The 22,165-nt window shown below is 70.3% G+C and carries 19 protein-coding genes and 4 tRNA genes; 9 read left to right on the top strand and 14 right to left on the bottom strand.

Features of this window, described 5'->3' with window-relative positions; translation table 11 throughout:
- Positions 1 to 155: 155 nt before the first annotated feature.
- From crcB to ACH4SP_RS12590, 3 genes are read right to left on the bottom strand one after another with little or no spacing between them, the layout of a single operon-like run.
- A complete protein-coding gene (crcB, locus tag ACH4SP_RS12580) occupies positions 156 to 530 on the bottom strand; it encodes a fluoride efflux transporter CrcB (protein ID WP_398413708.1) in 375 nt (124 codons plus the stop codon).
- Complete coding sequence (locus ACH4SP_RS12585) at positions 527 to 934, bottom strand: fluoride efflux transporter FluC (RefSeq protein WP_398413711.1); 408 nt, start codon at positions 932 to 934, stop codon at positions 527 to 529. Before ACH4SP_RS12585 ends, crcB begins: the two co-directional genes overlap by 4 nt.
- 7 nt (positions 935 to 941) lie before the next feature.
- Positions 942 to 1,292: a metallopeptidase family protein gene (locus ACH4SP_RS12590; protein ID WP_398413713.1), complete on the bottom strand. Its 351-nt coding sequence runs from the start codon at positions 1,290 to 1,292 to the stop codon at positions 942 to 944.
- Between the two features lie 222 nt (positions 1,293 to 1,514).
- Between ACH4SP_RS12590 and ACH4SP_RS12595 the strand changes: the two genes are divergently transcribed.
- From ACH4SP_RS12595 to ACH4SP_RS12610, 4 genes are all read left to right on the top strand, one after another.
- Positions 1,515 to 3,065 carry a metallophosphoesterase gene (locus ACH4SP_RS12595; RefSeq protein ID WP_398413715.1) on the top strand — a complete coding sequence of 517 codons (1,551 nt, stop codon included), beginning with the start codon at positions 1,515 to 1,517 and terminating at the stop codon, positions 3,063 to 3,065.
- An 81-nt stretch (positions 3,066 to 3,146) separates the two neighbouring features.
- A tRNA-Glu gene (locus tag ACH4SP_RS12600) sits at positions 3,147 to 3,219 on the top strand.
- Between the two features lie 36 nt (positions 3,220 to 3,255).
- Positions 3,256 to 3,330: transfer RNA gene (locus ACH4SP_RS12605), tRNA-Asp, on the top strand.
- Between the two features lie 22 nt (positions 3,331 to 3,352).
- Positions 3,353 to 3,429 (top strand) — tRNA-Phe (locus ACH4SP_RS12610).
- Positions 3,430 to 3,547: 118 nt separating this feature from the next.
- On the opposite strand, the gene ACH4SP_RS12615 is transcribed toward ACH4SP_RS12610, so the two are convergent.
- The 4 genes from ACH4SP_RS12615 to ACH4SP_RS12630 all read right to left on the bottom strand — a co-directional run bounded on the left by ACH4SP_RS12615 (position 3,548) and on the right by ACH4SP_RS12630 (position 6,415).
- A complete protein-coding gene (locus tag ACH4SP_RS12615; RefSeq protein WP_398413717.1) occupies positions 3,548 to 4,177 on the bottom strand; it encodes a DUF4870 domain-containing protein in 630 nt (209 codons plus the stop codon).
- Positions 4,174 to 5,136 (bottom strand): cytochrome c biogenesis CcdA family protein, encoded by a 963-nt coding sequence (locus ACH4SP_RS12620; protein ID WP_398413720.1) that lies wholly within the window; start codon positions 5,134 to 5,136, stop codon positions 4,174 to 4,176. The genes ACH4SP_RS12615 and ACH4SP_RS12620 overlap by 4 nt, the downstream gene beginning before the upstream one ends.
- A complete protein-coding gene (locus ACH4SP_RS12625; protein ID WP_398413722.1) occupies positions 5,133 to 5,960 on the bottom strand; it encodes a DsbA family protein in 828 nt (275 codons plus the stop codon). Before ACH4SP_RS12625 ends, ACH4SP_RS12620 begins: the two co-directional genes overlap by 4 nt.
- 77 nt (positions 5,961 to 6,037) lie before the next feature.
- Entirely contained in the window at positions 6,038 to 6,415 is a 378-nt protein-coding gene (locus tag ACH4SP_RS12630) for a hypothetical protein (protein ID WP_398413724.1), read from the bottom strand.
- 367 nt (positions 6,416 to 6,782) lie between these two features.
- Here ACH4SP_RS12630 and hrpA point away from each other — a divergent pair, with 367 nt between their 5' ends.
- The 3 genes from hrpA to ACH4SP_RS12645 all read left to right on the top strand — a co-directional run bounded on the left by hrpA (position 6,783) and on the right by ACH4SP_RS12645 (position 11,469).
- Complete coding sequence (hrpA, locus tag ACH4SP_RS12635) at positions 6,783 to 10,727, top strand: ATP-dependent RNA helicase HrpA (protein WP_398413726.1); 3,945 nt, start codon at positions 6,783 to 6,785, stop codon at positions 10,725 to 10,727.
- A gap of 109 nt (positions 10,728 to 10,836) precedes the next feature.
- Positions 10,837 to 10,911: transfer RNA gene (locus ACH4SP_RS12640), tRNA-Asp, on the top strand.
- Between the two features lie 273 nt (positions 10,912 to 11,184).
- A complete protein-coding gene (locus ACH4SP_RS12645; protein ID WP_398415039.1) occupies positions 11,185 to 11,469 on the top strand; it encodes a DUF6274 family protein in 285 nt (94 codons plus the stop codon).
- Positions 11,470 to 11,935: 466 nt separating this feature from the next.
- Here the strand turns inward: ACH4SP_RS12645 and bldC are convergent, their stop codons facing one another.
- Complete coding sequence (gene bldC / locus ACH4SP_RS12650; protein WP_003949541.1) at positions 11,936 to 12,142, bottom strand: developmental transcriptional regulator BldC; 207 nt, start codon at positions 12,140 to 12,142, stop codon at positions 11,936 to 11,938.
- Positions 12,143 to 12,700: 558 nt separating this feature from the next.
- On the bottom strand, positions 12,701 to 13,552 hold the full coding sequence (locus ACH4SP_RS12655; RefSeq protein WP_398413728.1) for a hypothetical protein: 852 nt from the start codon (positions 13,550 to 13,552) through the stop codon (positions 12,701 to 12,703).
- 181 nt (positions 13,553 to 13,733) lie between these two features.
- On the opposite strand from ACH4SP_RS12655, the gene ACH4SP_RS12660 reads away from it, so the two are divergent.
- Positions 13,734 to 14,819, top strand: coding sequence for a Leu/Phe/Val dehydrogenase (locus tag ACH4SP_RS12660; protein ID WP_398413730.1), 1,086 nt, complete (start codon positions 13,734 to 13,736; stop codon positions 14,817 to 14,819).
- A gap of 287 nt (positions 14,820 to 15,106) precedes the next feature.
- Positions 15,107 to 15,355 (top strand): DUF3073 domain-containing protein, encoded by a 249-nt coding sequence (locus tag ACH4SP_RS12665; protein ID WP_362422924.1) that lies wholly within the window; start codon positions 15,107 to 15,109, stop codon positions 15,353 to 15,355.
- Positions 15,356 to 15,499: 144 nt separating this feature from the next.
- Here ACH4SP_RS12665 and purM read toward each other — a convergent pair whose 3' ends face one another.
- From purM to ACH4SP_RS12690, 5 genes are all read right to left on the bottom strand, one after another.
- On the bottom strand, positions 15,500 to 16,567 hold the full coding sequence (gene purM / locus ACH4SP_RS12670; RefSeq protein WP_398413733.1) for a phosphoribosylformylglycinamidine cyclo-ligase: 1,068 nt from the start codon (positions 16,565 to 16,567) through the stop codon (positions 15,500 to 15,502).
- A gap of 47 nt (positions 16,568 to 16,614) precedes the next feature.
- Entirely contained in the window at positions 16,615 to 18,141 is a 1,527-nt protein-coding gene (purF, locus tag ACH4SP_RS12675) for an amidophosphoribosyltransferase (RefSeq protein ID WP_398413735.1), read from the bottom strand.
- A 316-nt stretch (positions 18,142 to 18,457) separates the two neighbouring features.
- Positions 18,458 to 19,330, bottom strand: a complete 873-nt coding sequence (locus ACH4SP_RS12680; protein WP_398413737.1) for an META domain-containing protein — start codon at positions 19,328 to 19,330, stop codon at positions 18,458 to 18,460.
- Between the two features lie 60 nt (positions 19,331 to 19,390).
- A complete protein-coding gene (locus ACH4SP_RS12685; RefSeq protein WP_398413739.1) occupies positions 19,391 to 20,194 on the bottom strand; it encodes a sterol carrier family protein in 804 nt (267 codons plus the stop codon).
- Between the two features lie 51 nt (positions 20,195 to 20,245).
- Positions 20,246 to 22,126, bottom strand: a complete 1,881-nt coding sequence (locus ACH4SP_RS12690; protein ID WP_398413741.1) for a hypothetical protein — start codon at positions 22,124 to 22,126, stop codon at positions 20,246 to 20,248.
- Positions 22,127 to 22,165 lie beyond the last annotated feature (39 nt).

Consider the following 22,165-nt stretch of genomic DNA (forward strand, 5'->3'; position numbering starts at 1 on the left):
GCGACACTCCCGAAGCCGTAGGGCGGGTGAGGGGTCGCCCTCTCAACTCCCATTGACCCGCCGGGGACACGCGCGGGCACCCGACCGCCACCGCGCCCCCACCGCCGGAACACCGTCCCGCCACGCGCCGGCCCGCCTCCCGGGGCCGCGGACGGCTACCCGCCGAGCCCACCGCCGAGCGCCAGTCCCAGGGTCACCGCACCCAGCGCGACCAGCACGGACACCGCCGCGTTCGCCACCGCGAGGAGCCGCTGCCCGGTCTCGGCCAGGCGCAACGTCTCGTACGAGAAGGTCGAATACGTGGTGAGGGCCCCGCAGAGCCCCGTACCGACCAGGAGTTGTACGGACGAGGAGGCCGCGCCGGAGGCGACCGCCCCCGTCACCACCCCCAGCACGAGGCTCCCGACGGCATTCACCGCGCACGTCCCCCACGGGAATCCGGACGTGTGCCGCGCCTGCACCGCACGGTCCGTCAGATACCGCAGCGGCGCACCGACCGCCCCGCCGACCACCACCAGGAACCAGTTCACGCGGTACGCCCCCGGGTCCTGACGGCCCGGCGCGTCACGCCCGCCGCGGCCCACACCGCGCCCAGCGCCCCGGCGAGCGTCCCGAGCACGTACAGGAGCGCGGTGCCGGCCTCCCCCCGCTCCAGCAGTCCGCTCACGTCCATGGCGTACGTCGAGAACGAGGTGAAGCCCCCGAGCACGCCCACCCCCAGGAACGGCCGGACCAGCGGACGAGCACTCCGTCCGCCCTCGGCGACCAGCACCATCAGTACGCCGATGAGCCCGGACCCCAGCACGTTGATGCCGAACACCGCCCACGGAAAGCCCCCGTCGGACGCGGGCCACGCGAGCAGCGCGGCGTACCGGGCCGAGGCCCCGAGCGCACCGCCCGCCGAGATCGCCGCGAGCACCGGCCCGTCCTTCACCCCTGCCTCACCCGTACCCGAGCGCGTGCAGTCGCTCGTCGTCGATCCCGAAGTGATGGGCGATCTCGTGCACCACGGTGATCTCGGTCTCCGCGACCACGTCCTCCCGGTCCTCGCACATCCGGAGGGTGGGCCCCCGGTAGATGGTGATCCGGTCGGGCAGCACGCCCGCGTACCACTCCCCGCGATCGGTGAGCGGCGTCCCCTCGTACAGCCCCAGCAGATCCGGATCGTCCTTCGCCGGCTCGTCCTCCACGAACACCGCGACGTTGTCCATCAACCGCGTCAACTCGGGCGGTATCCGGTCCAGCGCCTCGGCGACCAGCTCCTCGAACTCCTCACGCGTCATCTCCAGCACACCCCCATTCTGCTGCCCCGACCGCCGGACGCACCCCCGGGCAGGGCGGGTGATCGTCGTGCGGGCGCGTCGTGGCCGGCCGCGCCCACGCGGCGGAGCCGCAAATCGATACTGCCCCGCGCTACTGAAGGCCCGGCCTCGCCGACCCCAGGGCGTTCACCGGACCCGCCCCACCCCGCCCGATCCCGCATGGCCGCGCACACGTCTGGGCATACGCCCCCAATGGCCCGAGCCGCCCACCCGCGCACCCTCGCCGCCCGTCTCGCCCAGCGCTACCGCTCGCACCACACCACCCCCACCAGCGCCCTCCTCCACGCCCCCCACCCCTGGGTCCGCGCCCTCGGTCTCCTCGCCGTCGTGCTGCTCGGGGCCTGGCTCGGTCTCCTCACGGTGGGCGACGTCCGCACGCCCGTCGGTCCCGTCGACACCACCATGACCCTCCGCCCCTCCCTCACCGGCGGAACCAAGATCAACGTCTCTCCCCTGGGCGCCCTGGAGCTCGATTCCCACACCGCCCCCATCCGCCTCGACGTGGACGTCGACCAGCTCGACCCGGACCGCTCGGCGGACCTGGTCAACCACCCGGAGCGGATCTCCGGGCTGCAGCAGGAGATCACCCGGGACGTCGGCGCCGGCGCACTCGACCTGGCCCTGCGCTCCTCCGTCGCCGTCCTCGCGGGCGCCTCCGCCCTCGGGCTCGCCGTCTACCGCCGCCCGCGCCGCGCCCTGGCCGCCGGCGGGCTGGCCCTGGCCCTCCTGGCGGCCTCCGGCATCACCGCGTTCGCCACCTGGAACCCGAAGTCGGTCCTGGAGCCGAAGTTCTCGGGACTGCTCTCCTCGGCCCCCTCCGTCGTCGGCGACGCCCGCAACATCGTGTCCGAATTCGACGTCTACCAGAAGGAGTTGGCCCGCCTGGTCACCAACGTCACCAAGCTGTACAACGCCACCTCCACCCTCCCCGCGTACCGGCCGTCCCCCACGACGATGCGCGTCCTGCACGTCTCGGACATCCACCTCAACCCGGCGTCCTGGAGCATCATCGGCTCGCTCGTCGAGCAGTACGACATCGACGCGATCATCGATTCCGGCGACACCATGGACCACGGCAGCTCCGCCGAGAACGTCTTCCTCGACGCGATCGAGGACCTGGGCGCCCCGTACGTCTGGGTGCGCGGCAACCACGACTCGGCGGCCACCCAGGCGTACATGTCCCGCCTGAAGAACGTGCACGTGCTCGACAACGGCGCCGCCGTCACCGTCGCGGGCGGGCTGCGCGTCGCGGGCACGGGCGACCCGCAGTTCACCCCGGACCGATCCGTCAAGCCGCAGGGGGACGACACCGAGCGCGCCGCCGGCGTCCGGCTGGCCGCCGCCCTCCGCGCCCAGAAGGCGGCCGGCACCCCGGTCGACATCGCCGTCGCCCACAACCCGGTGGCGGCCACCCAGACGGACGGCGAGGTGCCGCTCGCCCTGGCCGGCCACACCCACGAGCGCAAGAACGAACTCCTGGGCCGCGGCACCCGCCTGATGGTCGAGGGCTCCACCGGGGGCGGCGGCCTGCGCGCCGTCGAGGGCGACGACCCGCAGAAGATCCGCGCCTCGCTCCTCTACCTGGACCGCGACACCCGCCGGCTGCAGGCCTGGGACGAGATCACACTCGGCGGCCTGGGCCTGTCGACTGCCGAGGTCAGCCGCCATCTGCCGGAGACCAACACCCCCGGCGCCAAGCCGTCGAAGACCCCCGTACCGCTGTCCGCACCCCTGTTCCGGTAAACCGTTTTGGCGATCCCACCCGGCATCCCATATGCTTCTCACGTCCCCGACGCGCTGCAAGGCGCACAGGCGGGCCAATTAGCCCTCATCGTCTAGTGGCCCAGGACGCCGCCCTTTCAAGGCGGTAGCACGGGTTCGAATCCCGTTGGGGGCACGCAACACTTGTGCGAGACTTGTGCTCGCACTGCTTGGTCCTGTGGAGCAGTTTGGAGTGCTCGCCACCCTGTCAAGGTGGAGGCCGCGGGTTCAAATCCCGTCAGGACCGCTGCGGATCGCAAGATCCGAGTGGCTGGGTAGCTCAGTTGGTACGAGCGATCGCCTGAAAAGCGATAGGTCGCCGGTTCGATCCCGGCCCCAGCCACCATCCGAAAGGCCCCGTTCTTCGCCGAGCGGGGCCTTTTGCGTTGCCTTCGCGCGTTTCTCCCCGGGGACGTCCCCGGGTTTCCGCAGATCGCGTACGACCTGCGGAAACCGACCGTGGATCAGCTCTTGGCCATCGGGAACGCGAGGAACGCCGGGTAGCGGTACGGGCGGCCCTTGTTGGCCGCGACCGTCGCGATGATCATGAAGACGACCACCGTGATGCCGTACACGATGAGCAGCACCATCGGCACCACCTGGAGCGCCGCCACGTTCCCCGGCAGGAACGACAGCAGCAGCGAAAGACCGACCATGCCCGCGCTGTAGATCAGCGAGGTCAGCGCGAGGTTCAGCGCGGCCGTCCCGTGTACGCGGGTGAAGGGGTCGCGGGCGCTGGAGCGTATCGACAGGCCGACCACCCAGGCGGCGATCGCGGAGAGGCCGCAGGTCACGCCGGAGCCGAGGGTGAGCGCGAGCAGTGTGCCCAGGTGCGCCCACATCGCGGAGGTCGTGGAGAACTGCTGCGGGGGCATGCCGTGGCCGTAGTCGTACGGGCCGGGGTAGGGGCCGGAGTACGGGCCGGGGCCGGGAGCGCCGTACGGGGGCTGCTGGCCGGGCGCGCCCTGGGGGTGGCCGTACGGGGACTGCTGCCCGGGGGCACCCTGCGGGTAGCCGTACGGGCCGCCGGCCGACGGGTAGCCGTAACCGCCGTTCGGGTCCTGGGGCGGCTGTGCGGGCGGAGGTGTCGTCATCGGGGCAGTCGTTCCTCGGGTAGGCCGTTCGGGTCGCCCTCATTGTCCAGGCCACTGACCTGGTCACTGTCTCGGCCACTGTCTCGGCCACTGTCTCGGCCACTGACCTGGTCACTGTCCTGGCCACTGGTCTGGCCACTGTCCCGGCCACGCATCGCCCGTGCGCCCAGTACCGCACCCACCACCGCCACCAGGGCCGCCAGCAGCGCCCAGTCAGGGACCGCTTCGCCGAGGCCGCTCGCCCAGCGTTCGACGGCGAAGGAGTCGTCGACGTCGAGGAGTCCTGGGAGGGCCGTCGCGCCGTCGAAGACGAGGAAGAGGACGCCGAGGGCGACGAAGAAGAGGCCGGAGAGGAGGGAGGTGGTGTGGAGTTCGAAGCGGCCGAGGGTGAGGGTGCGGCCGCGGAGCCACTGCCGCCGCCCCAGGTCGAAGCGTTCCCAGAGGAGGGCGAGGAGGAAGAGCGGGACGGCCATGCCCAGTGCGTAGACGGCGAGGAGCAGGCCGCCGTAGACCGGGCTGCCACTCACGGCGGCGACGGTGAGGACGCTGCCGAGGATGGGTCCCGCGCAGAAGCCCGCGAGGCCGTAGACCGCGCCGAGCGCGTACACGGAGAGGGCCGTGGTGGGGCGGATCCGGCCGGACAGCTCGGCCATCTTCTTCGAGGCGAACCCCATCCCCAGGATCTGGGCGACACCGAGCGCGATGATCACCCAGCCGGCGACGGTGACCAGCAGGTCGCGGTTGCCGTAGAAGAACCGTCCGGCGTACGAACCCGCGGCCCCCAGCGGTACGAGGGTCGTCGCCAGGCCCGCGTAGAAGAGGCAGGTGCGGGCGAGGAGCCGGGACTTCGAGTCGATCGAGTACGCGAAGAAGGCAGGCAGCAGGAGTGCGCTGCACGGGCTGACGAGGGCGAGGAGACCGCCGAGGAAGGCGGCGAAGTAGCCGATGTCGGGGGTCACTTCTGGCCTTCCGGAGTCTGCTGGCCTTCCGGGGCCTTCTCGCCGGCCGGCTTCTTCGCGGCGGCCGTCTTCGCAGCGGCCTCGATGGCCTGGTCGAAGACCTCGTCGGGCTGGGCGCCGGAGATCGGACGGCCGTTGACCAGGAAGGACGGGGTGGACGTGGCACCGAGCCCGTACGCCTCCTCCTGGTCCTTCTTCACGGCGGCGCGGGCCTGGGCGCTGTCGGAGTCAGCGGTGAACTTCCCGATGTCCTTCACCCCGGCCTCCTCCGCGATCGCCTTCAGCCGGTCCGCCCCGTACCCCTTCGCCTTGGCGTCCTTGGCGTACGCGGCCTGGTGGAACGGCCAGAAGGCGCCCTGCTGGCCGGCGGCCCAGGCGGCGCGGGCGACGGCCTCGGACTCCTCGCCGAAGATCGGGAAGTTGCGCCACTCGATGCGCAGGGTGCCGTTGTCGACGTACTTCTTCACCAGCTTCGGCTCGGTGTCGCGGGCGAACTTGCCGCAGTAGCCGCACTTGAAGTCGGCGTACTCGACGAGCACGACGGGCGCGTCCGCCTTCCCCTGCGCGAGCGGATCGCCCTCGGTGCGGCGGGCGAGCTTCTCCAGCTCGGGGTAGATGCCGTTCTGCGGGTCGGCGGCGGCGGTGGGGCCGGAGGTGTCGAGGGTGGGGCTGAGGGTGTTGCGGTCCTCGGGCTTGGTCGCGGAGTAGGAGGCGAGGCCGAGCAGGACGGCGGCGGTGGCGATGCCGGCGCCGATGAGGACGGGGCGGGACTTGGACTTGGCCTTGGGGTTCTTGGCCTTGGGGTTCTTCTTGGTGCTGGACATGAGTGTGCTGTTCTCCTGGCGGTACGTGGGTACGGGGGACGGCGCGAAGAGGGCAGGGGTGTGCCCGCCCGCGCCGCCTAGACGCGCAGGAGTACGGAGAGGTCGACCGGGGTCGGCGGGCCGGCCGACGGTGGAGCGCGGCCGGCGGCGACCGGGCCCGCGCTCCGGCCGAGGCTCCAGCCGCCGTCGCCGCCACGGGCCTCGAAGAGGGCGGGCATCAGCTCGTACGGGGTGCCCTGCCGGACGGGGGTGGCGGGCTGACCGACACCGTCGGAGGGGGTGTGGGGGCGGCAGCCGGGGGTGGGGGTATCGGCGACGAACGTGGGCTGGACGGAGGTGGGTCCGGACGCGGGTCCGGCGCTCGCCGTGAGGACGGCAGGCCCGCAGAACACTCCGAGGACGACCGCGACCACGACTGCCCAGCGGGACCAGCGCGCGCGTACGACGACGGACACGGGCGGACCTCTCTGGTCGGACGGGACGGTTTCTTCTCGGCCGGGCGACATTCCACCCGTCCACGAGGGTACGTGGGCGGGGGCGGGACGGTGGCGAGCGCGTGCGGTCGGGAGGGCGGGGCTCCGCGTGGGGGCCGCCCCCTTGCCCACCCGTCCCGCCCCCGGGGGGCGGCCCCGCTGCCCAAGGAGGCTAGGGGCTAAGGGGGCAGGCATTTAGGGGCGCGGGGAACTGCGCGATCAGCCACGACGCACCCGCACGTACAAACTCCCCGCCCCGCGGCCCCGGGCCCGGCCCCGGGCCACATCCCCACCCCGCCCCGAAATCGGTTCGCCACGACTCCGCCCCGGGTGAGATCCTGGACCAGGTATGTCTACTTCCCTCGCCGACCTCCAGGCCACCCTCGCCCAGAGCTCGCTCCGTGACGCCCACCGCCTCGGCCGCCGCCTCGAAGGCGCCCGTCGCATCCGTAAGCCGGAGGCCCGGCAGGCCGTTCTGGACGAGATCGCCGTGGAGGCCGAGAAGTCCGCCGCCAGGGTGGCCGTACGTGCCTCCCGCGTGCCCACGATCACGTACCCCGAGAACCTTCCCGTCAGCCAGAAGAAGGACGACATCGCCGACGCGATACGCGACCACCAGGTCGTGATCGTCGCGGGCGAGACCGGCTCCGGCAAGACGACCCAGATCCCCAAGATCTGTATGGAGCTCGGCCGCGGGGTCCGCGGCATGATCGGCCACACCCAGCCCCGCCGCATCGCCGCCCGCACGGTCGCCGACCGCATCGCGGACGAGCTGAAGACACCGCTCGGCGAAGCCGTCGGCTGGAAGGTCCGGTTCACCGACCAGGTGAACCAGGAGGCCACGATCGTCAAGCTCATGACGGACGGCATCCTGCTCGCCGAGATCCAGACGGACCGCGAGCTGCGCGCGTACGACACGATCATCATCGACGAGGCCCACGAGCGGTCGCTCAACATCGACTTCCTGCTCGGCTACCTCGCCCAGCTGCTCCCCAAGCGCCCCGACCTCAAGGTCGTCATCACCTCGGCGACCATCGACCCGGAGCGCTTCTCCCGGCACTTCGGCGACGCACCGATCGTCGAGGTCAGCGGACGTACGTACCCCGTGGAGGTCCGGTACCGGCCCCTCCTGGAGGAAGAAGGGGACGACTCCGACCGCGACCAGATCACCGCCATCGCGGACGCCGTCGACGAGCTTCAGAGCGAGGGTCCTGGCGACATCCTCGTCTTCCTCTCCGGCGAGCGGGAGATCCGCGACACCGCGGACGCGCTCAACAAGCGCAACCTCCGCCTCACCGAGGTGCTCCCCCTCTACGCCCGCCTCTCGCACGCCGAGCAGAACCGCGTCTTCCAGCGCCACACCGGCCGCCGCGTCGTCCTCGCGACGAACGTCGCCGAGACCTCCCTCACGGTCCCTGGCATCAAGTACGTGATCGACCCGGGCACCGCCCGCATCTCCCGCTACAGCCATCGCACCAAGGTCCAGCGCCTCCCCATCGAGCGGATCAGCCAGGCCAGCGCGAACCAGCGGAAGGGGCGTTGCGGCCGCACATCGGACGGCATCTGCATCCGGCTGTACTCCGAGGACGACTTCCTCACCCGCCCCGAGTTCACGGACGCGGAGATCCTCCGCACCAACCTCGCGTCCGTCATCCTCCAGATGACCGCGGCCGGCCTCGGCGAGATCGAGAAGTTCCCGTTCATCGACCCGCCGGACCACCGCAACATCCGGGACGGCGTGCAGCTCCTGCAGGAGCTGGGGGCCCTCGACCCGAACGAGAAGGACCCCAAGAAGCGGCTGACGCAGCAGGGGCGCAAGCTGTCCCAGCTGCCCGTCGACCCGCGGCTGGCCCGGATGGTCCTTGAGGCCGACAAGAACGGTTGCGTACGCGAAGTGATGGTGATCGCTTCCGCGCTCTCCATCCAGGACCCGCGCGAGCGCCCCGTCGAGAAGCAGCAGCAGGCGGACCAGAACCACGCCCGCTTCAAGGACGAGACCAGCGACTTCCTCTCCTTCCTCAACATGTGGCGGTACATCCGCGAGCAGCAGAAGGAGCGCGGCTCGTCCTCGTTCCGCCGGATGTGCAAGCAGGAGTACCTGAACTTCCTGCGGATCAGGGAGTGGCAGGACATCTATGCCCAACTCCGGTCCGTGGCGAAGCAGATGGGGATCCACCTCAACGAGGAGGATGCGCCGGAGACCTCCGTACACACCTCTCTCCTCGCCGGTCTGCTCTCCCACATCGGACTCAAGGACACCGACAAGAACGAGTACCTGGGCGCCAGGAACGCCAAGTTCGCGATCTTCCCCGGGTCCGCCCTCTTCAAGAAGCAGCCGCGCTTCATCATGTCCGCGGAGCTCGTCGAGACCTCCCGGCTGTGGGCGCGCGTCAACGCCAAGGTCGAGCCCGAGTGGATCGAGCCGCTCGCCCAGCACCTGCTCAAGCGCACGTACAGCGAGCCGCACTGGGAGAAGGACCAGGCGGCCGTCATGGCGTACGAGCGGGTCACGCTGTACGGCGTCCCGATCGTCGCCCAGCGCAAGGTCAACTACGGCCGCATCGACGCTGAGGTCTCCCGCGACCTCTTCATCCGCAACGCGCTCGTCGAGGGCGACTGGCGCACGCACCACAAGTTCTTCGCCGACAACCGCAAACTCCTCACCGAGGTCGAGGAGCTGGAGCACCGCGCCCGGCGCCGCGACATCCTCGTCGACGACGAGACGCTCTTCGACTTCTACGACCAGCGGATCCCCGAACACGTCGTCTCCGGCGCCCACTTCGACTCGTGGTGGAAGCACAAGAAGCACGACGAGCCCGAACTCCTCGATTTCGAGCGCGAGATGCTCATCAACGAGAAGGCGGCCGGGGTCACCAAGGACGACTACCCGGACTCCTGGCGGCAGGGGCCGCTGAAGTTCCGGGTGACGTACCAGTTCGAGCCGGGTGCGGACGCGGACGGCGTGACCGTGCACATCCCGCTCCAGGTGCTCAACCAGGTCACCGACGAGGGCTTCGACTGGCAGATCCCGGGCCTGCGCGAGGAGGTCGTGACGGAGCTGATCCGCTCCCTCCCGAAGCCGATCCGCCGCCATTACGTTCCCGCGCCGAACTACGCGTCGAAGTTCCTGGACAGGGCGGTTCCGTCGGCCTCTGGCCGCCAAGGAGCACTGCAGGAGCCCCTGCATTTCACCCTCGCGCGTGAACTGCAGAAGATGGTCGGGGTCCCCGTGGCCCCCGCCGACTTCGATCTCACCCGCATCCCGGACCATCTGCGCATCACGTTCCGCATCGTCGACGAGCGCCGCAAGAAGCTCGCCGAGGACAAGGACCTGGAGGCGCTGCGCCTCAGGCTCCGCCCCAAGGCCCGTCAGGCCCTCTCCAAGGCGGCAGCGGCCACCGCGGGCCCGACCGGCGAGTCCATCGAGCGCTCCGGGCTCACCGACTGGACCATCGGCACGCTCAGCAAGGTCTTCGAGACCAAGCGGGCGGGCCAGCCGGTCAAGGCGTACCCGGCGCTCGTCGACGCGGGCCCGGCCGTCTCCGTGCGCCTCTTCGACACGGAGGCCGAGCAGCGGCAGGCGATGTGGGCGGGCACCCGCCGCCTGATCCTGCTCAACATCCCGGTGAATCCGGCGAAGTTCGCCTCCGACAAGCTCACCAACCAGCAGAAGCTGGCCCTGTCCAGCAATCCGCACGGCTCCATCCAGGCGCTCTTCGACGACTGCGCCACGGCCGCCACGGACAAGCTGATCGCCGACCACGGCGGCCCGGCCTGGGACGAGGAGTCCTTCCGGAAGCTGTACGACAAGGTGCGCGCGGACCTGGTGGACGCCACGGTGCGGACGGTCGGCCAGGTCCAGCAGATCCTGGCCGCCTGGCAGGCCTGCGAGCGCCGCCTGAAGTCGACGAAGAGCCCGGTGCTGCTGCCCAACCTCACGGACGTACGGAACCAGCTGAACGTGCTGATGCCTGCGGGCTTCGTCACGAAGACCGGCCTGCGCCGGCTGCCCGACCTGATGCGCTACCTGGTGGCCGTCGACCGGCGCCTGACGCAGATGCCGACCGGCGCCCAGCGCGACACCGCGCGCATGGAGAAGGTCCACGAGATGCAGGACGAGTACGCCTGGCTGCTGGAGCAGCTGCCGCAGGGCAGGCCCGTTCCGCAGGAGGTGCGGGACATCCGCTGGATGATCGAGGAGCTGCGGGTCAGCTACTTCGCGCATGCGCTGGGCACCGCGTATCCGGTGTCCGACAAGCGGATCGTGAAGGCGATCGACGCCGCCGCCCCGTAGCGGGCGGGCCCGTCCCCACGGGTTCGACTGCACCCTCTGACCTGCTGTACAGTCTGACTCGCAGCAACACGCGGAAAGCAACACGACACCGCGTCGAGCTGTGAGTCAAGGTCCTGTGGAGCAGCTTGGAGTGCTCGCCACCCTGTCAAGGTGGAGGCCGCGGGTTCAAATCCCGTCAGGACCGCAGTGAATTCGGAGCCCGCATCCCCTCGGATGCGGGCTCCGCTGCTTTCCCGCTCCGTCCGGCCCCGTCCCGTCCTGTCCCGCCCCGTCGCAGCTCAGCGGCCGGGCCCGCGGCGGAACCGCCGTCGGACACCGCAAATCCCCTCAGGACCGCAGAGGTTGAAGGCCCCGATCCCTTTGAATCGGGGCCTCCTTCCGTCTTGACGCCGTCATCTGCCACCGGTAACCCGGACACAGAGGGGCCGGACTCCGGAGGTGACGTGTGGCCGCAGCCGTGGCGAAACACGAGACACGGGCACTGCTGCGCGCCCACCTGGCTGCCGCGTCGGGCTACCGGCACCGCACCAGGCACTGCCCGATCTGCCACCGGCTCCTGCTGCTCGCCCTGCAGCCCGAGAAACAGCCCGCGGGGCCGCCCGGGAGCGCACCTGAGCAGGAATCCGGGAGAACGCCCGCGGGGCCGCCGGAGAGGGCCTCCGAGGGGCAGCCCGGAAGGAGGCGCACCGGGGCCGCGGCGGGGCCTCCCCCGGCTCAGGACGAAAGTCCCCCGAACCCGTGACCATCGCCTCGCGACCCGACCTCCTTTCCGGTGGCAAGCTCGGATTTGGCAAGAGTCATGGACTGTGACGGGTGTCACCAGAAGAGTTTTCGGGACGGGCTTATTTACTCCCTCCCTACAAGAAGCCAATTTAATATGTGCAATTGCACCTCCCCTCGGCACCACCTGTGACACCCCTCGCGACTGCCCCCGCGACGACTCCGAAGCCTCCGCCAGGTCCCCTGGTCAGGGGCGTGGCAGCCGCCGCCGGCACCCCGTCCGGGCACAAAAAAAATCGCGCCGGACTCGGCGGAGTCCGGCGCGATCAACGACTCGGCTCCCGTTGGGGCGGGGGCCTGTCGAGTAGAGCCATGAGCGGGCGCGCGCACCGAGTTGGGGGACCCGGGACGCAATTGCCCTGCACTGCGGGGTGTTGCTGGTACTGCGGGTAAAGATGTGAAGCGGTAATGCGAGGTAATACGAAGCGTCAGGCCTCGCTGCGCTGCTGCGGAATACCCGCAAGCAGTGCGCGGACCTCGGCCTCGCGGTAACGCCTGTGCCCACCCAGCGTGCGGATGGACGTGAGCTTTCCTGCCTTGGCCCAGCGGGTCACCGTCTTCGGGTCCACGCGGAACATCGTGGCGACCTCAGCCGGGGTCAGCAGCGGCTCGGCGTCAGGGGTGCGAGCGGTCATGAGCGGCCTCCTCGGGAGAACCGAACCTTCACGGTTCTTTCCTCTAAATTCTGCACCTTGACCCGCGTTGCCCGAAATGGCGGACGCGGGCCGAGTCGGTTATAGGACGAACGGCTTGTCCTCGGCACTACAACTACACCATCCGTCCAGCCGCGTGGGCCAAACCGACGGAATTGCCCTCTGAGGTGTTCATCCGCGACGGAAGACGATGGACCATGCCATAGCGGACAGTCACCTCACAGTGACGATCAGTCACAGAGCGATCAGGAGTCATCAGACCCCCCATAGCGTGCAATGCCGAGCATTCCGCCCCTAGTTGGACGGAAGGAGCCCTCCCCGGACTCCTTGTCCTATTTTGACACGAGGGCGGGGGATGAGCGCAAGGGGCGTTTAAGTGCTGTCCGTCACGCTTGCCACAAAAGCCCGGATCAGGACGTAGGTCCCGAGCACTTGTCCCTCACCTGTCACACGCACCACATCACGGTCCGGTTCACTTGAAGCTCAGATTTCGCTCAAATCGTGTGCGGTATTCAGCATTCAGCTCTCCGCCGCCCTGACTCAGTTCGCGAACTGCCGGTCCCGGACCGCCCGCCAGCGCTCCGCGAGCCTGCTGTACGCGCGGGCCGCGCCGTCCGCGTCGCCGGACCGCAGCGCCCCTATCCCCTCGGCCACGTCCGCCGCCGACCGGTCCCCGGCCAGGTGCGTCTCGTCCAGTACGTACGCGAGCCCGCCGTAGTCCAGCTCGACGAGCGAGCGGGGGTGGAACTCCTCCAGCCAGCGCCCCACGTCCACCAGGCCCGTCACCAGCGGCCCCTCGTCCCCTTCGCCGACGTGCTCGCGCAGCGTGCGCAGGGCGCGCGCCACCCGGCGCCTGGCCTGCACCATCGGCGTCCGGTACCGGAGCACCGCCGGCTCGCCCTCCGAGGCCTTCACGTACTCGCGCTCCTCGTCCCCGAAAAGGACGAACCAGCGCACCGGCACGTGCCACACCGAGGTCCTGATCCACGGCCTGGCGTCCGGGTTCCGCTCCCGCCACCGCTCGTGGTCCGCCTGCGCCTGGCGGCGCAGCAGAGGGGGCAGCACGGCGTCCAGGAGCGGCGCCGGGTACTGGCCGTCCAGCTCCTCCAGGGCCAGCCAGCCGCGCAGCCTGGTCCGCCACGGGCACACCACCAGGACCTCGTCGATCTCCGCCACGTACGCGTCGCCGCTCTCGTGCACCGGCACCGCGACGGGCGGGGTGGGCAGCAAGTCGGCCAGGGAGCAGCGGAGTTCGTCCTGCGGCCCCGGCAGCGTCCCGCGGCGGGCGTAGCGGGCCCAGTGGGTGCGCTCCGGTTCGGGGAAGGCCGCCAGCGGTTCGTACACCCGCAGGGCCGACACGTACGGGACGATCACCGATGACGCCAGTGGCACGCCAGCTCCTCAACTCGACCGGAAGCAACGACCGCAAGCAAATCGTCCCACGGGGGTACTTCGGAAGGGGGTGATCCCGGGTACCTGGCGTACGGCGGGCCGGCAGGCCCTACTCTCATGCCCATCGGCCCTCTCCACCCGCAAGAGGGCTTCACCGTCTCGTACTTTGGGAGTCACCACAGTGACCGCATCTTCCGACGGCGTCCTGCACACCCTGTTCCGCTCGGAGCAGGGTGGTCATGAGCAAGTCGTGCTCTGCCAGGACCGCGCCTCCGGCCTCAAGGCCGTCATCGCCCTCCACAACACGGACCTCGGCCCCGGCCTCGGCGGCACCCGCTTCTACCCGTACGAGAGCGAGGAGGCGGCCGTCGCGGACGCCCTCAACCTCTCGCGCGGGATGAGCTACAAGAACGCCCTGGCCGGCCTCGACCACGGCGGCGGCAAGGCGGTGATCATCGGCGACCCGGAGCAGATCAAGACGGAGGAGCTGCTCCTCGCCTACGGCCGGTTCGTGGCCTCGCTCGGTGGCCGCTACGTGACCGCGTGCGACGTCGGCACGTACGTGGCGGACATGGACGTCGTGGCCCGCGAGTGCCGGTGGACCACCGGCCGCTCCCCCGAGAACGGCGGCGCGGGCGATTCGTCCGTACTGACCGCGTTCGGTGTCTTCCAGGGCATGCGCGCCTCCGCGCAGCACCTGTGGGGCGACCCGACGCTGCGCGGCCGCAAGGTCGGCGTCGCCGGCGTCGGCAAGGTCGGCCACCACCTGGTGGAGCACCTGCTGTCCGACGGCGCCGAGGTCGTCATCACGGACGTACGGGAAGAATCGGTACGCCGCATCACCGATCTGCACCCCGAGGTCGCGGTTGTCGCCGACACCGAGGCGCTGATCCGCGTCGAGGGCCTGGACATCTACGCCCCGTGCGCGCTGGGCGGCGCCCTGAACGACGCGTCCGTGCCGGTGCTGACCGCGACCGTGGTGTGCGGCGCGGCCAACAACCAGCTCGCCCACCCGGGCGTCGAGAAGGACCTCGCCGACCGCGGGATCCTCTACGCGCCGGACTACGTGGTCAACGCGGGCGGCGTGATCCAGGTCGCCGACGAGCTGCACGGCTTCGACTTCGACCGGTGCAAGAAGAAGGCCGCGAAGATCTTCGACACCACGCTGGAGATCTTCGCACGTGCGAAGAGCGATGGTGTTCCGCCGGCCGCGGCGGCCGACCGGCTGGCCGAACAGCGGATGGCCGAGGCGCGCGCACGGCGCTGACCGGGGCGGGCGGATCCGCCGAGGGGGAGGTACTGGGGAGACATCGCTCACCCCCCTCGGCGGGTCGGCCGTCAGGAAGGGGCTAAAATCGCGGTTGACCAGCGGGGACGGGACGTCTCGCCGGTTGTGCTTCGCGGTGTCTCCTGCGGGCGGCGTACCGTATGGCCAAAGAAGCAGGTACCGTTGAAGTCCTGCGGACCGGTCTCTTCACGGAGAGCCCGTTCCCAACCATGAACGCGTGTCAAGACTCTGGGGCCGTCGAGCCCCGTCACCGAGGGGGTCGAGCCATGGGGCGCGGCCGGGCAAAGGCCAAGCAGACGAAGGTCGCCCGCCAGCTGAAGTACAGCAGCGGCGGGACTGACCTGTCGCGTCTGGCCAATGAGCTGGGCGCTTCGACTTCGCAACAGCCGCCGAATGGCGAGCCGTTCGAGGACGATGACGAGGAAGACGACCCGTACGCACAGTACGCGTCGCAGTACAACGACGATGACGAGGACGATGAGTCCGGTCCTTCGTCGCAGCGCCGCGGCGCTTGACGCTTCAGTCCTGGCCGTTCAGCTCTGGCCGTTTCCGTTCTGGCGTGCGTACACCTCGAAAATTTTCATAAGGTCTGAGCAGTTCCACCGGACCCGGTCCGAGGCTTTCGCCCCGGACCGGGTTCTGTGCGTCCTGCTCCGGCCCTACTTCGCGTAGTCGCCGGTCAGCTCGGCGCCTTCGCGGTGGTCGCCGCGCGCGAGGATCTCGCCCGCGACCCACGACTCGACGCCCCGGTCCTCCAGCGTGGCCAGGGCCACGTCGACCGACTCCTGCGGGACGACGGCGATCATGCCGACGCCCATGTTGAGGGTCTTCTCCAGCTCCAGGCGCTCGACCTTTCCTGCCTGGCCGACGACGTCGAAGACGGCGCCGGGGGTCCAGGTCGAGCGGTCGACCGTGGCGTGCAGGTGGTCGGGGATCACCCGGGCCAGGTTGTTGGCCAGGCCGCCGCCGGTGACGTGGCTGAAGGCGTGCACCGGGGCGGTGCGGGTGAGGGCCAGGCAGTCCAGCGAGTAGATCTTGGTCGGCTCCAGGAGCTCCTCCCCCAGCGTGCGGCCGAATTCGGCCACCTCGCGGTCGAGGGCCCAGCCGGCGCGGTCGAAGACGACGTGCCGTACGAGCGAGTACCCGTTGGAGTGAAGACCGGAGGACGCCATCGCGATGACGGCGTCGCCCTCGCGGATCCGGTCGGCGCCGAGGAGCTGGTCGTACTCCACGACACCGGTGCCGGCGCCCGCGACGTCGAAGTCGTCCGGGCCGAGCAGGCCCGGGTGCTCGGCCGTCTCGCCGCCGACCAGGGCGCAGCCGGCCAGGACACAGCCTTCGGCGATGCCCTTCACGATGGCCGCGACACGCTCGGGGTGCACCTTGCCGACACAGATGTAGTCGGTCATGAACAGCGGTTCGGCGCCACAGACGACGAGGTCGTCGACGACCATGCCGACGAGGTCGTGGCCGATGGTGTCGTACACGCCCATCTGGCGGGCGAGGTCGACCTTCGTACCGACGCCGTCGGTCGCGGAGGCCAGCAGCGGGCGCTCGTAGCGCTTGAGGGCGGAGGCGTCGAAGAGACCGGCGAAACCGCCGAGGCCACCGAGGACCTCGGGGCGCTTCGTCTTCTTCACCCACTCCTTCATCAGCTCTACGGCGCGGTCGCCGGCTTCGATGTCGACGCCCGCGGACGCGTAGCTGGCACCAGTGGTCTCAGACATGGGAGATGAGAACTTTCGTGTCGTACAGCAGGGTCATACGGGCACGCTCAGGGACGACGGAGCGCGTCGACAGCGGCGGTGTTCGCCACTCCGGCCGCGATCTCGGTCTCCAGGAGCTGCTTGCCGAGGAGCTCCGGGTCGGGGAGTTCCATGGGGTACTCGCCGTCGAAGCAGGCGCGGCAGAGGTTCGGCTTGTCGATCGTCGTCGACTCGATCATGCCGTCGATGGAGATGTACGAGAGCGAGTCGGCGCCGAGCGAGGTGCCGATCTCGTCGATCGTCATGCCGTTGGCGATCAGCTCGGCGCGGGTCGCGAAGTCGATGCCGAAGAAGCACGGCCACTTCACGGGGGGCGAGGAGATGCGGATGTGGATCTCCGCCGCGCCCGCCTCGCGGAGCATCTTGACCAGTGCGCGCTGGGTGTTGCCGCGGACGATCGAGTCGTCGACGACCACCAGGCGCTTGCCCTTGATGACTTCCTTGAGCGGATTGAGCTTCAGACGGATGCCGAGCTGGCGGATCGTCTGGGACGGCTGGATGAAGGTCCGGCCGACGTATGCGTTCTTGACGAGTCCGGAGCCGTACGGGATTCCGCTGGCTTCGGCGTAACCGATCGCGGCAGGGGTGCCGGATTCGGGTGTCGCTATGACGAGATCGGCCTCGGCAGGAGCTTCCTTGGCCAGTTTTCGGCCCATCTCGACCCGGCTGAGATAGACGTTGCGGCCCGCGATATCGGTGTCGGGGCGCGCCAGGTACACATACTCGAAGACACAGCCCTTGGGCTTCGCTTCTGCGAATCGAGAGGTACGGAGACCGTTCTCGTCGATCGCGAGCATCTCGCCCGGCTCGACCTCGCGGACGTACGCGGCGCCGCAGATGTCGAGGGCGGCGGACTCGGAGGCCACCACCCAGCCGCGCTCCAGACGGCCCAGGACCAGCGGGCGGATGCCCTGCGGGTCGCGGGCCGCGTAGAGCGTGCCCTCGTCCATGAAGACGAGGGAGAAGGCACCCATGACCTTCGGGAGCACCTTTGCGGCGGCCTCCTCGATGGTCAGGGGCTTGCCGTCGTCGTCGGTCTGGCCCGCGAGGAGGGCCGTGACCAGGTCGGTGTCGTTGGTGGCTGCCACCTGGGTGGCGCGACCGTTCTCCTTGGGGAGATCGGCGACCAGTTCGGCGAGCTGCGCCGTATTGACCAGGTTTCCGTTGTGGCCGAGCGCGATCGAGCCGTGCGCGGTGGCACGGAATGTCGGCTGCGCGTTCTCCCACACCGAGGCTCCGGTGGTGGAGTAGCGGGCGTGACCGACCGCGATATGGCCCTGGAGGGAGCCGAGAGAGGTTTCGTCGAAGACTTGCGAGACCAGTCCCATGTCCTTGAAGACCAGGATCTGGGACCCGTTGCTTACTGCGATACCGGCGGACTCTTGTCCACGGTGTTGCAGTGCATACAGTCCGAAATAGGTGAGCTTGGCGACCTCTTCGCCGGGAGCCCAGACACCGAAGACGCCGCAAGCGTCCTGGGGGCCTTTCTCACCGGGGAGCAGGTCGTGGTTGAGTCGTCCATCACCACGAGGCACGGCACCGAGTGTAGGCGAGATCGACCACTGGTCCGAATTGGGGATGGGGTCGGGGTGCGGGGCGGGGCGAAACGGTCCTGCTGGGGAGCGGGCCGGGGCGGGCGGTGGTGGCACGGAGTGCCGGGGCCGTCGCGAGGGGTGCGGTCGCGGGGCGGAGCTCCGCGTGGGGGCCGCCCCCTTGCCCACCCGTCCCGCCCCCGGGGGGCGGCCCCGCTGCCCAAGGAGACGGCGGTATCTAGGGGCGCGGGGAACTGCGCGATCAGCCACGACGCACCCGCACGTGCCCACCGGCCCCACCCGCCCCCACCGGGCAGCCTCACTCGGCCGCCGTCGCCTCCAGGCCCACGCCCCCGCTGCCCGTGAGGGACAGTGCGCGGCCGTTCACCGTGTACGTGACCTTGCCCTCCAGCACCTTCAGCACCTGCTTCTCCACGGCCGCCGCCTCCCCCTGGCACATCATGCGCGTGGTCGCGATGCGCCCGAATTCGAGTGTGCCGGGGCTCTGCTTCGCCTGGCCGGTGAGGGAGTTGCAGCCGGTGCGGCCGCGCACCGAACCGTCCTTGCCGAAGATCAGGTACGCCTTGCCCGCCAGCTCCTTCGGCACGGACTGTGCGGCTTCGCTTCCGCCGGGCTTCGCGGTCTTGCGGGCGGTGAAGGACTCGACGGTCCACTTGGTCCCGGCGAACGGAACAGCCGGCTCCACCGGCTTCGAGCTGAGCACGATCGTGTCGCCCTTCGCGGTGGTCAGGGTCAGCCTGCTGTCGTCGAGCTTCGCCTTCAGCTGCTCCTTGAACGCCTTCCGCAGGGAGAGCTCGAAGTCCTGGGCGTCGCACGACATTTGGGTGGAGAGCAGCTTGTCGAGGTCGACGGAATCGCCCTTGACGGTCGCCTTGCCGCTGAAGGAGTTGCAGCCGTAGTTGCCCTTGACCGCACCCTTCTCGTCGATCTCGACGAAGGTGTCCTTGGGCGCCGCGGTCTTCTTCCCGCCGACGGTGGAACTCTCCACGTTCCACCGCACACCGGTCAGCTGGAGATCCGTCTGCACGGCACCGCCGTCACCCTTCCTGTCGCCTCCCGCGGACCCGGCTCCCGTGGTCTCCGTACCGCAGGCGGACACGGCGAGCAGCGCTGCTGCGGTGAGGGGTACACCCAGCATCTTCAGCGTCTTGAACTTCGGCTTCGTCTGCATGCCGCTGTGACGGAACAGGTGGGACTACTGGTTCCACTTACTCCGGCGCACGCCCCCTTCTCACCCCAGGATCGGCAGCACCCCCACCAGATCCGCACGCTCTCCACTGGCCCTGACCTGCGCTTCTTCGATCGCGTCCGCCCATTGTGTACGTCCTGTGGCAAGCCGGATCCAGGTCAGCGGGTCGGTCTCCACGACGTTGGGCGGGGTCCCCCTGGTGTGCCGGGGACCCTCGATGCACTGCACCACGGCATACGGCGGAATCCGTACCTCCGTGGATGCGCCGGGTGCCTTCACGGCGAGGGCGTCCGCGAGCAGCCGCGTACAGATGGCGAGGGCCTGCCGGTCGAACGGCACATCGACCCCGGTCGCCCGCGCCAGGTCGTCACTGTGCACGACGAGCTCGACGGCACGGGTGACGAGGAAGTCCGCGAGCCGCATCGGCCCGATCCTGGTCCGCGTGATCCGCTCGTCGTCGGCCCCGGGCAGCGCATCGGCGATCCCTGCTGCCACCCGCTCGAACAGCTCCCCGATCGGCGCGGACGCCGCGATCTGCCGGGTGTCCTCCGCGACCTGCCCGGCATGGGCCTCGGTCGCGAACGGCCAGTCGAGGAGCCCCACTTCGGCCTTGACCGGCGCGGGCTCGCCCAGGAAGCGCACGACCGACCCCAGCACCATCGACAGATGCGCGGCCAGCTCCCGCACCGACCACTCCCCCAGCCCGCTGGGCCGGGCGAGCTGATCCTCGCTCAGCCCGCCGACCACTTCCCGCACATGCCCGAACTGGGCAAGCACGGCAGCCCTGGTCCTGGCCGGGTCGTAGGTCCGGGTGCGCTTCTTCTTGGCGGGGTTCACGGGCGACATGAAACGAGATTAGGCCCCGGCACTGACAACCGCCCCTGTCCGGCGCCCCGTCTACAGCAGCACCACCGCCGCCAGCGCCAGCACCGCCACCAGCACGATGACCGGGCCGAGCGGCATTCCCTGGTCGGCGGGGGTGCTGTGCTCGGTGGGGCGGAGTTCCGGGTCGGCGAGCATCGTGCGGATCTCTTCGGCGGCGCGGCCGGCGACATGGCCCTTGGCGGTGCGGCGGTCGAGGCGGGCCCAGCCGGTGGGGCGTACGGAGGTGCGCGCGCCGTCCGGGCCGCGGAACACCAGGCTGTCGTCGGCGTACTCGACCTTCTCGATCTCCGCCCAGGGCAGCTGCTTCACCCGCCAGCCGCCCGCCACCCACAGGCCCGAACGGTCCGCCGTGACACGCCAGTTGAGTGCCGTCGCCAGCCAGGTCAGGGCGAAGGGGAGCATGAGCAGCATCAGCCAGGAGCGCAGGGTCCGCTCGTCGCCGAAGAAGGACCAGACCGCCGCCGCCTCAAAGAGGAGGGCGAGGACTCCGGCGGTACGGCTGACCGGGCCCGCCGACCAGCTGAGGTGCGTGGGGGCGGTGGTCGGGCTGGTCGGGGTGGGTTCTGCGGGGTCCACGGGTGTTCCGTTCTCGGTGTGTGCACGGCGGCCGGTGTCGCGTGCGGTGAAGGGCGTGCGGCGGGCGGGCCTGCCGCGGGCGGCGAGGGCCGCCCGGGTCGTGCCACGTTCCACGGCCACCCGGCCCTCGGGTCCGTCGACCGCGGCGACGTACGCCAACTCGGCGCCGGTGGCGGGGGTTCCGTACAGAACGGCCTCGCGCAGGGGTCGGGCGTCCGCGGGTCCTCCGGCCCCTGCCGGTGCCTCGCCCTCGTACGTTCCCCAGGACCGGAAGCCGAGCAGCGGTTCGGCCGCCTCCCGGTCGTCGGCCGCGTACACCCAGACCTTTCCGTCGTCGCTCTCCCGGACGAGGACGCGCAGGGCGGGCTGCGGGCGGAAGCGGCGGCGGGTCTGCCAACGGGCCGCGACTCCGTGGACGAGGAGGGCCGTTCCGAGGGTGCCGGTCAGCAGGACGATCCACTTCCCCCCGGCCTCGTCGGCCCGCGCACAGGCCAGTGCGGCCACCGCGAGGAGGAGGGCGCCGGCCAGGAGGAGGACGAGCGGGCCACGTGGGCGGCGTGCCGGAAGGGGCGGCAGCGGATGCCGCTCCTGGCCGGCCGCCTCCACCGCCTGCGCCCGCTGCCGTACGCGGAAGGCCAGCCGGTGGGCCAGGTGGAACGCGACCAGCACGGCGGCCGTCAGCACCCCGATCCGCGCGGGCAGCACCGCGTCTTCGAGTACGTCGTCGAAGAAGAGGCCCGCGAGGGTGAGCGGGGTGAGCACGGCGAGGGCGAGGGCCGGGCGGCGCCAGATCCAGTACAGCTCCAGGAGGAGGAGTCCGAGGAGCGCCGTGGGCAGCCACCACGCGTCGAAGTCGCTCGCGGAGCCGGAGGTCGTCACGGACACCACGGAGATGCTGTACGTCGTGCGGTCGGTCAGGTCCGTTCCGCCCGCGCGCGGAAGGCCCGGGTCGGAAGGGGTGGGCCCGAGGCGCCGCATGAGGTCGGGCACGGCGACGGGCGCGGAAGCGGACGCAGAAGCGGGCGCGGAGGCCGATCCGGAAGGAGGCGCGGAGGCCGATGCGGAAGCAGAGCTGCCGGGCCTCGCGAAATCCCGGTAGAGGTCGCTGTGGGCCCAGTCCGGCCGCGGCGGTGTCGCCACCGCGAGCAACGCCCACACCACTGCCCCCACCAGCACCAGCGCCGGCCACACCGGGTGCGCCCATCTGCCGGGCACGGCAGCCAGCCAGCGGCGCGCGTCGGCGGACCGCCAGGGGGCCGTGCCCTCGGGTATCCGCGAGGCGGGAAGCCGTACGGGAGAAGGGGGTTGCTCGTTCACCCGCGCATTATGACCAAGGCGCGGCGGGTGTACGAGTGC

This window comes from Streptomyces sp. NPDC021093 (genome assembly GCF_044333135.1).
Lineage (GTDB): Bacteria > Actinomycetota > Actinomycetes > Streptomycetales > Streptomycetaceae > Streptomyces.

What these genes read in the sequence shown, in the direction of transcription:
- ACH4SP_RS12665 (WP_362422924.1), top strand. Translation starts at nt 15,107, where the DNA reads ATGGGGCGCGGCCGGGCAAAGGCCAAGCAGACGAAGGTCGCCCGCCAG.
- ACH4SP_RS12625 (WP_398413722.1), bottom strand. Translation starts at nt 5,960, where the DNA reads ATGTCCAGCACCAAGAAGAACCCCAAGGCCAAGAACCCCAAGGCCAAG.
- purM (WP_398413733.1), bottom strand. Translation starts at nt 16,567, where the DNA reads ATGTCTGAGACCACTGGTGCCAGCTACGCGTCCGCGGGCGTCGACATC.
- hrpA (WP_398413726.1), top strand. Translation starts at nt 6,783, where the DNA reads ATGTCTACTTCCCTCGCCGACCTCCAGGCCACCCTCGCCCAGAGCTCG.
- ACH4SP_RS12615 (WP_398413717.1), bottom strand. Translation starts at nt 4,177, where the DNA reads ATGACGACACCTCCGCCCGCACAGCCGCCCCAGGACCCGAACGGCGGT.
- ACH4SP_RS12685 (WP_398413739.1), bottom strand. Translation starts at nt 20,194, where the DNA reads ATGTCGCCCGTGAACCCCGCCAAGAAGAAGCGCACCCGGACCTACGAC.
- ACH4SP_RS12595 (WP_398413715.1), top strand. Translation starts at nt 1,515, where the DNA reads ATGGCCCGAGCCGCCCACCCGCGCACCCTCGCCGCCCGTCTCGCCCAG.
- bldC (WP_003949541.1), bottom strand. Translation starts at nt 12,142, where the DNA reads ATGACCGCTCGCACCCCTGACGCCGAGCCGCTGCTGACCCCGGCTGAG.
- ACH4SP_RS12680 (WP_398413737.1), bottom strand. Translation starts at nt 19,330, where the DNA reads ATGCAGACGAAGCCGAAGTTCAAGACGCTGAAGATGCTGGGTGTACCC.